Origin of the sequence: Thiocapsa roseopersicina (assembly GCF_900106925.1) — a bacterium.
GTDB classification, from domain to species: domain Bacteria; phylum Pseudomonadota; class Gammaproteobacteria; order Chromatiales; family Chromatiaceae; genus Thiocapsa; species Thiocapsa roseopersicina.
In genome coordinates this window covers 568,384-576,495 of the sequence record NZ_FNNZ01000001.1, presented here as the reverse complement: position 1 = coordinate 576,495, position 8,112 = coordinate 568,384, and the positions used below count along the sequence as shown (strand labels likewise).

Annotated in this window: 6 protein-coding genes and 3 pseudogenes; 6 read left to right on the top strand and 3 right to left on the bottom strand. The window is 64.8% G+C overall.

Features of this window, described 5'->3' with window-relative positions:
- The 4 genes and pseudogenes from BLV04_RS02630 to BLV04_RS02615 all read left to right on the top strand — a co-directional run.
- Positions 1–494 (top strand): annotated as a pseudogene (locus BLV04_RS02630) (IS481 family transposase); the annotation flags it as partial.
- The gene (locus BLV04_RS02625; RefSeq protein WP_093027813.1) at positions 491–1,336 is read left to right on the top strand and encodes an ExeA family protein; all 846 of its coding nucleotides are present in this window, start codon (positions 491–493) and stop codon (positions 1,334–1,336) included. The pseudogene BLV04_RS02630 and the gene BLV04_RS02625, both read left to right, overlap by 4 nt.
- Positions 1,337–1,354: 18 nt before the next feature.
- Entirely contained in the window at positions 1,355–1,573 is a 219-nt protein-coding gene (locus tag BLV04_RS02620; RefSeq protein ID WP_093027811.1) for a hypothetical protein, read from the top strand.
- A 340-nt stretch (positions 1,574–1,913) separates the two neighbouring features.
- Positions 1,914–2,723, top strand: coding sequence for an EAL domain-containing protein (locus tag BLV04_RS02615; RefSeq protein WP_093027810.1), 810 nt, complete (start codon positions 1,914–1,916; stop codon positions 2,721–2,723).
- A 496-nt stretch (positions 2,724–3,219) separates the two neighbouring features.
- Here BLV04_RS02615 and BLV04_RS26160 read toward each other — a convergent pair.
- A pseudogene (locus BLV04_RS26160) lies at positions 3,220–3,327 on the bottom strand (Rpn family recombination-promoting nuclease/putative transposase); the annotation flags it as partial.
- 153 nt (positions 3,328–3,480) lie between these two features.
- A pseudogene (locus BLV04_RS02605) lies at positions 3,481–4,056 on the bottom strand (GtrA family protein); the annotation flags it as partial.
- Between BLV04_RS02605 and BLV04_RS24280 the strand changes: the two are divergent.
- Together BLV04_RS24280 and BLV04_RS02600 are read left to right on the top strand one after the other, a co-directional pair.
- Entirely contained in the window at positions 4,037–4,492 is a 456-nt protein-coding gene (locus BLV04_RS24280) for a hypothetical protein (RefSeq protein ID WP_139191847.1), read from the top strand. The pseudogene BLV04_RS02605 and the gene BLV04_RS24280 overlap by 20 nt on opposite strands.
- 81 nt (positions 4,493–4,573) lie before the next feature.
- On the top strand, positions 4,574–5,251 hold the full coding sequence (locus BLV04_RS02600) for a hypothetical protein (protein WP_139191846.1): 678 nt from the start codon (positions 4,574–4,576) through the stop codon (positions 5,249–5,251).
- A 199-nt stretch (positions 5,252–5,450) separates the two neighbouring features.
- Here BLV04_RS02600 and BLV04_RS02595 read toward each other — a convergent pair whose 3' ends face one another.
- Positions 5,451–8,018 (bottom strand): PKD domain-containing protein, encoded by a 2,568-nt coding sequence (locus BLV04_RS02595; RefSeq protein WP_217633640.1) that lies wholly within the window; start codon positions 8,016–8,018, stop codon positions 5,451–5,453.
- Positions 8,019–8,112: the final 94 nt, after the last annotated feature.

The following is an 8,112-nucleotide window of genomic DNA, read 5'->3' as shown; positions in this document are numbered from 1 at the left end:
CCTGGGTCGAGCAGGAGTATCACCGCAGCACCCATTCGGAATTGGCCACCACGCCGCTGGCGCGCTATCTGGAGGGCCCGACCGTGGCGCGCCCCTGCCCGGACGCCGCTGCCCTGCGCGCGGCCTTTCGCATCGAGGTCGCACGACGCCAGCGCCGCGCCGACGGCACCGTCAGCCTGGCCGGCATCCGCCTGGAGATCCCCGCGCGCTACCGCGCCCTGGAGACGGTGCATCTGCGCTACGCGCGCTGGGATCTGGCCCATGTCGATCTGGTGGATCCGCACGGCGGCGCGATCCTGAGTCCCGTGCGCCCGCTGGATAAGGCCGCCAATGCCGGGGAGGCCCGCCGTGCGCTGGTGTCCGGCGCACCGCTCCCGCAACCGAGCGCGCCCGGCGGCATCGCGCCGCTGCTGCGCCAGCTCCTCGAGACCCATGCCGCCACCGGCCTGCCGCCGGCCTATCTGCCCCTGAACACCGCCGAGGACATCCGATGAATGCGCGACTGCTCGCCCTCTACGGGCTGAAATGGCATCCCTTCTCCTCGGAGCTGCCGATCGAGGCCCTCTACATCCCTCCGCGCGTGGAGCACTTCCTGTGGCGCATCGAGCAGGCGCAGATCCGCGAAGGCGGGTTTGCGATGATCCACGGCGAACCGGGTACCGGCAAAAGCGTGGTGCTGCGTCTGCTCGCCGAGCGCCTCGCCCGCCTGGCCGATCTCACCGTCGGCGCCATCGACCATCCGCAAAGCAGCCTCGGGGATTTCTACCGCGAGCTCGGCGAGCTGTTCAGCGTCCCGTTGCGTCCGCACAACCGCTGGGGTGGCTTCAAGGCGCTGCGTGCGACCTGGCTCGGCCATCTGCAGACCACCCGCCGGCGTGCCGTGCTGCTGGTGGACGAAGCACAGGAGATGAGTCCCTCCGTGCTCAACGAGCTGCGCCTGCTCGCCAGCGCCCGCTTCGACTCCCAACCGCTGCTGTGCGTCGTCCTCGCCGGGGATACCCGCCTCACCGATCACCTGCGCCGCGAGGAGCTGCTGCCCTTGGGCTCGCGCATCCGCACCCGTCTGGCCACCGAGCACGCCCGCCGCGAGGAGCTGCTCGCCTGCCTGCAACACCTGTGCGCCAGCGCCGGCAACGCCGCACTCATGAGCGAGCCCCTGCAACACACCCTCTGCGACCACGCCGCCGGCAACTACCGCATCCTCGCCTCACTCGCCGCCGAGCTGCTCGCCGTCGCCGCCCAAACCGAGCGCCCCCACCTCGACGAGGCGCTCTTCCTCGAGGTCTTCACCCCGCCCGCCACCGCGACCCCGCGGCGGGCTGCCCTGCCACGTTGACCCACTCGGAGCACCACCATGCCGCAGCCCTATACCACCCTGCAGCCATTCTTCTGGCCACCCCTGTCCGATGACGCGGTCCTCGCCATCCGCGAGGTCCTCTTGCGACTGACCGATCAGTTCGAGACCCGCTACGCCTCCCAAATTCGCGATGCCGAACGCGACGACAACCGGCCTCACGACCACCAACCGGACCTGTTCGACAGACCGGATTTCGACGATCCCCTGTTGTTCTGAGTCCCGCCACCGCGCTTGATCCACCTCGCGCCGCCGGCCCACACCCCGGCCGCGCGAGACCGGGGGAGCGCTTCGCCGACCCCTATCACGCAACTTGATCGCGAAACCATCAAAATCGCTGACCGCACTCATCTATGGATGTACGGGAGAGGCTCCGGTCGACGACGGCGGTCTCTCCGTGTTCGCCGTCCAGCCAAGCTCATGATCCACCGGGGCGAGCTTGACCGACAGAATCCACCGTGAGCTAATCTCGCGTCCGAGCTGATGGAGAATCGCGAGATGCGAGTACCGATGCCCCCCGCCACGCATCCAGGAATGCCGATTCCCGATATGGCCCAACATGATCACACTTGAATCGATGGAGCTCGGACTGCGCCGGGGCGAGTTTTTCCTCGAGTATCTACCCACGATTTCGCTCGCGGATGGCCGCTGTACAGGTGCCGAGGCCCTCATCCGCTGGCGGCGGCCCGACAACGTGACCATACCTCCCGGCGACTTTATCCCCATCGCCGAGAATACCCGCGTTTCCGGAATACTCACCTATTGGGTCATCGAGACGGTCGCGGTCGAGCTGATGACCTGGCTCCAAGCCAACCCCGACGCCAAGCTCGCGATCAACATACCGCCGGAAATCGTCGGGCGCGGTGGGATCCGTTACGCGGCGGATCGAAGCGGTCTCAGCGATTTCACGGATCAACTAATCATGGAGATGACCGAGCGGGGAATACCGGACATGATGGCGGTCACGGCGATCAACGACTATTTGGCGACCGGCGGTTGCGTCGCCCTCGACGATGTCACGCTGGTCGGTGGCGGCAATCTGGCCGTCCTCGCGCGCTGCCACATCAGCATCATCAAGCTCGACAGGTCCCTGGTCTCCCAGATCGCCGAACAGGACCCGGCGCCGGCTTGGCTGGAAAGCGTCACCGCATTGCTGCGCTCCTCGCAACTGAAGGTCGTCGCCGAAGGGGTCGAAACGGAGTTTCAGCTTGCCGCACTCCGGGCCGCGGGTATTCAGGAGGCACAAGGCTTCTATTTTTCCCGCCCTATCCCAGCGGCAGAGTTCGTCGCCTTTCATCACAAGACTCGCGGTTATGAGTCATCCAGCTCCTTACAGAGCGATCTTGATGATGGGTTCTCAATTGCCTGAGATTCGCGTGCTCGTCTCGCCAGCCCGGTGTGACACTGCACTCGAGCCCCGATAAAATCGGTCCCCTCCTGGTCCAAACCGTGCTGCCGTCGCCGACAGAGATCCCCGCGCGGATGGGCGACTTCGCGCACTGATTGACGACCGCGCCGGCCGATCCAACCACCGCCTTCGATGCAGTCACTGTCGGCTCATCGCTCTAATATATCCGATCAGCAAACGCGGCTCTGTCCAAAGTTGGCCCGCTTTGAGCTCTCCCCCCGGTTCGCAAGTCGATTCGCTCCCGAGCATGCGATTGCGTGCCTCCGGTAGGCGAGCCTGACCGACTGATCCTTGGCTGACAAACCAGGGTGCCGACGTCGACATCTCCCGAACATGGTCGTGACCTCACCAGCTTGAGCCACGAAAGCGCGCTTCGGCCTCGCGAAAGAGCGACTTGACCCTTTCAATGTCCCATGGGCGTTCGATGAGAGTCTCGTGATCCCACTCGCTTCTCGGCGAGCAGCGCATTAAGCAAATGGATCAGCAGCTCGCGATGATCGTCGGACCCGAACAGGGTCTTGAAGACGCAGTCGACCTTGGGATCGATGGGGCGGTGCCTACGCAGAACGTATTGATCGGCCGGTGTATCGACAAGGCGGCTGCCGAGTCCGGGAGCGGGCTCGGCGCCGGATCATCGTCGTCGCTGACGTCATGAGCAGGGCAGATTCCCGCCGCTCGTCTTCACTGCCGACCAGCGGACGGAGACAGGCCCGCAGATTTAGGCCGCCCGCGGCCGCTTCCAGGTATAGACGGCCGTCACCGCATAGTTCCAAACCGCACCGACCAGGATCCCGGCGAGCGCCGAGAGGAACCAGCCGGAGTGCCCGCCTTGGAAGAGATAGTTGGCGATGCCGACGTTGGCCAGGGCACCGACGCTGCAGGCGGCGACGAAGGAAAACCAGCCCCAGAGCAGCTGCCGGCCGCGCAGACGCATGTCGCGATAGGTCAGGATGTTGTTCAGGAAGAAGTTGCTGGTCATGGCGACCAGCGTCGCAGCGGACTGACCGATCAGGAAGGCGCCAGACCCGAGCAGGGTCAGCATGGGCCAGAGCACGGCCATGTGCACGAAGACACCGAGCCCGCCGATGGCGGAGAAGGCGATGAAGCGCACCGGGATGACCGGGCCGATCAGCTTCTGGGTCAGCATCAGCAGGTATTCCCAGAGGACCGCGTTGTCGAGCTTGCTGCTGCCGGCCTCCCTCGGACGGAAGGTGAAGGGCAGCTCGCGGAAGCGCAGGGGTTGCTCGGCTTCGGCGAAGATGTCGAGCAGGATCTTGAATCCGACCCCGCTGAGCAGTACTACCCTGGGTCAGATCCAGACGACCGCGAAGGAATTGCCATCGGAGCTCTCGAGCAGGTTCGTCGCGGCGGCCACGCAGATCGGCCTGTTCCAGTCCGTCATCGTGAACGACTACGGCAGGCTTCAAGCCCTCGGCAACACCACGGTCTTCCAGGGAGATCCCTTTACCGATTCCACCCTGCAGCAACAGATTCTCATCGGGGTCAATCTATTTGCCTACGGACGACTCTTGGGGTCGGGTTACTATGCTTGGGGCCTGCTCCCCGACCCCTACAACCCGGGCTACCCATCGAGCCCTGCGGACTACTACTGCGGGAACGTCGGGACCGATGGTGCGTTTCCTTTCGGAAACAATGGCTCCGGTTCGGCGGACCTGAATTGGGCCGGCTTCACCTATCCGAATCTTCTTTCGGGGCCGCTTCCGGTCTAAGGCGGCAACCCCAACCTCTTGGCGCTCGGCTCAAAGCGCCCGAATATTTTCAGCATCTACTCCACAGTCCAGGCCACGGTCATGGAACCTGTCGTGGCAGGGTCGAAGCAGTCACCGAGCGGCCTCGCCGACTGGGACGTCTGGTTCTTCCGCCACAACTTCACCCAGACCGGATTCACGTGCAAGGTGCTAAACGGGTCGTCGGCGATGCGTGGCATGGCGTCGAAGGTCGGCGTCCAAGGAGACCGGGGGCTGGTCGTCATCCGCACAACCCTGGAGGACGTCGGTCAGATCGATCTGAGCACGGCCACGTTGGTTATCCAACAGGTCCTCATGGAGCCCGAGCGGGCGGGCGAGGTGGTCCGCAACGCCGGGGGCGGCCCCTTCCTTCCCTTGGAGTTGACGGCGGCCCAAGGCAGCACGCCGAACCGCGCGATCTTCAGAACGCCCCACGGGGTGCGTCCGATCGTCACCGTGGAGGTAGCCAAACGCCGCCGCAAGACAGACTCGCTGGCGGTGAACCTCGCCGTCAACCGAACCGCAATGCCGCAGATGCCCAGGGCCTGCGAGGCCGAGGGCACGGCCCTTCTCCGAACCAGGCTGGTGCTCGACGACGGGGCGCAAGCGCCCGTATTCATCAACGTCGAGCAGCCTTGGTCCTGCAACCGGTCAGGTTTGGCCACGCCTCTGAGAACCGCGCGATCCGAGCTCGGCTCAATCGGCGGCCCGGCCGGCGGGAAGGCTACGGCTGACTCATGAACGATCTGCTGGATACCACAATCTGCATCCTATGCAACGTCGGCCCGCTTCTGTAGCCGCCCGTTTCGGATCAATTGATGACTTAAACCATGTCCGCTCCGAGAGTGGCTGATTCGAGGGCAGCTGTCCTCACCGCTCAAAACGAAAAAGGGCCACCCGGTTCGGGCGGCCCCAAGACCGGCTCCCGCGAGCCGCTCTCTCAGTCCTCGCCGCGACTCAGGCTCAACCCCCGCTCCGGCCGCGAGAAGTTGTGACAGGCGGAACACTCCTTGCATTCTTTCTGGACATGCCGGCTGTGCACGCCCGCAAAATCACGATCTTCCGTTTCATTCTCATGGCACTGGGTACAGATGTTGTTGAGGTTGCCGTTGAGCGCGGCCGTACGCGTCCCGATCACGACACTCGGCAAGGTCCGCAAGCCGTAGCCAAGCCCCTTCATGTCCAGACGCGCTGGACCGCCACTAAGTCCTCCGTGGCAGGAACCGCAACCCGTCGCGTCGCCGCCCAAGGCGTTGGAGTCAGGTTCGACCCCATGGTTGATGGTCTGGTAGGTGAAGACAGGGACGGTGGTGGCGCCAGGGGGCATCTCGGTCGAGCCTGGGGTGCCGGTGCAAACAAGGGGGTCGTCTGGATTTTCGCCAAGACCCACCGCCACCGCGCGGCAGAAGCTGCCGGTGCGGAAGAACTCGAAGGTGGAGTGTCCAACCAGGCTGTTGGTCTCGTCATTGCGCGCCAGCTTGCCCCAGTGCTTTTTCATGGGATAAAGCTTGGCGGTCGCGCTCTCCACGTCGCCATTAGGCATTCCCAGGGCATAGGCATCATCTTCGGCGCTGAAGCCGCCGACGAACTTGGCCGCCACCGTGGCATCCAATTTGACCGTGGGCACGCCATCGAGCGATTCTTCCAGGTAAATCACCTCGGAAGTGCCGTCGAACCAGGTGTAGCTGGGAATGAGTGAGGCCGTCCCCAGGCCGCCCTTGTCCTCGCGGGGGAGCCAGCCGCCGCGACCGTTGCAGGCCGAGTCGGACGGATGCGGATCCTGCCAGTCGCGAGCGATCTCGGTGCCGACCGCCGCCTTGGCATAGCTCGGGATGTGGCAGGTCTGGCAGGCAACCTTCATGGCATGCTTGTCCTTGCTTGAGCCCCGGGTGTTGCTGAAGTCCCCATGCGGTTGGCTGTCATGGCAGCCGCCGGTCTCGCAGGTGAAGCGCTCGGCCACGTCGTTGGCCCGCAGATCGAGTCCGCGACCGCGCATGCGGTGGCTCTCGCCGTTGTTTCCAATCGCGCTGTGACAATCCGAGCAGGTCAGGTTGGCGCCGTCCGGACTCATGTGCATGTCGTGCGTGACGGTCGGGTTGATGTTTTCCTTCGACAGATCGCCGCGCTTGGCGCCATCGGCCCCGGCCGCCCCGGCGTGACAGTTGAGACAAGACTGGCGGGTGGTGGCATGGACGTTCTGCGCCGCCGCCAGGGTGGTGAGCGGCATCAGCGTGATCGGCAGATCCGCCGTCGTTTCCGCGCCCGCTGGACGGAACAGGAAGTCAGCGCTGTTCCAGCTCTCTTCACCCATCCGAACCGGATCGCCTTTCTCGTTTTCCAAGATCGGGATGCCTTCAAAGCCGGTGCGCGTCACGGTGCTGCCGTCTTTGTATTCGAGCGTGCCATTCACATCGGTAAGGTTCTCAAGCGTCATAGCCTCGAAACCCATCCCTGCGATCCAATCCGGGAAGCGTTTGTAGACCTCCTGGTGACACATCAGGCAGTCGATATTGGCGAGTTGCGTATGCGCCTCGGTTGATTCTGGATCGAGCTGTTCGAATAGCGACTGGGCCATCGGAAAGCGTCCATTCCCCACATGGCAGCCGGCGCAGGTGAAGCGCGGCGAGTTCTCATGGGTGCCGCAGTAGGTGTTGACGCCGGTCGCGACCAGATCGCCGGCCGCCTTGGCGGGTCGCTCGCCGGCCGCCGCGAAGTCCCCCGGGATGTTGGTGACGAAGTCGAAGGCCCCGCCCTGCTGATAATGCACCGAGCCGTGCATGTCGCGCGCCTGGTCCTCATGGCAGGCGACGCAGACCTCGGGACCGGTATAGGCCTTGATGTTGCAGTGATCCGGGATGGGCGAGGTACATCCGACCTGCGGTGCGTCTGAAATGGTCGCGGTAGTGGTCGAGGGCGAGGAGGTTGCGCCCAGGTTGTCGGTCACGGTCAGGACGACGCTGTAGCTGCCGACCGCCGCATAGGCATGGCTGGGATTGGCCTGGGTGCTGGTCGCGCCGTCGCCGAAGGTCCAAGCGTAACCGGCGATGCTGCCGTCAGGATCGGTCGAGCCGGCGCTGCTGAAGCTGATCGCCGTGCCCGGAAGGCCGCTGTAGGGACCGTTTGCGCGTGCCGAGGGGACTTGGTTCCCGCCTCCAGGTGCCTTGGGCGCACAGTCGGATGGCGCCTTGTCCACCGCGCGCTCGGCCGCCTGTCCGTCCTTTTGGATCGCGCGCACCCGGCAGGGCACCGGCCTGGGCCGCTCTTCGCGGATCGACCAGGCGCCATCGCGTCCATCGGCTTCGTCGTCATCGAGCGTTTGCGCGGGGGCATAGGCATTGACCAGGGTCACCTTTGCGCGGGGCGTGCCATGCCCGGAGACGCCAAGGCGTCGCTCGCGGCTGTCCCAGACAGCACTGTCGATGCGCAGCGGCGATGGGGAGGAACCGCGCTCGTCATCCGCGAGGGCCGCGCCGGCAGCGAAAAGGTACATCACGCCCAGGAGACACAAGGTCGTCCAACCGCTCCAAATCTGTCCAGGATCTCGTGTTGGGGGTGCGCCGGGGGCGCCCATCGGTTCGGACACTGTCATCGCTCTACCCTCT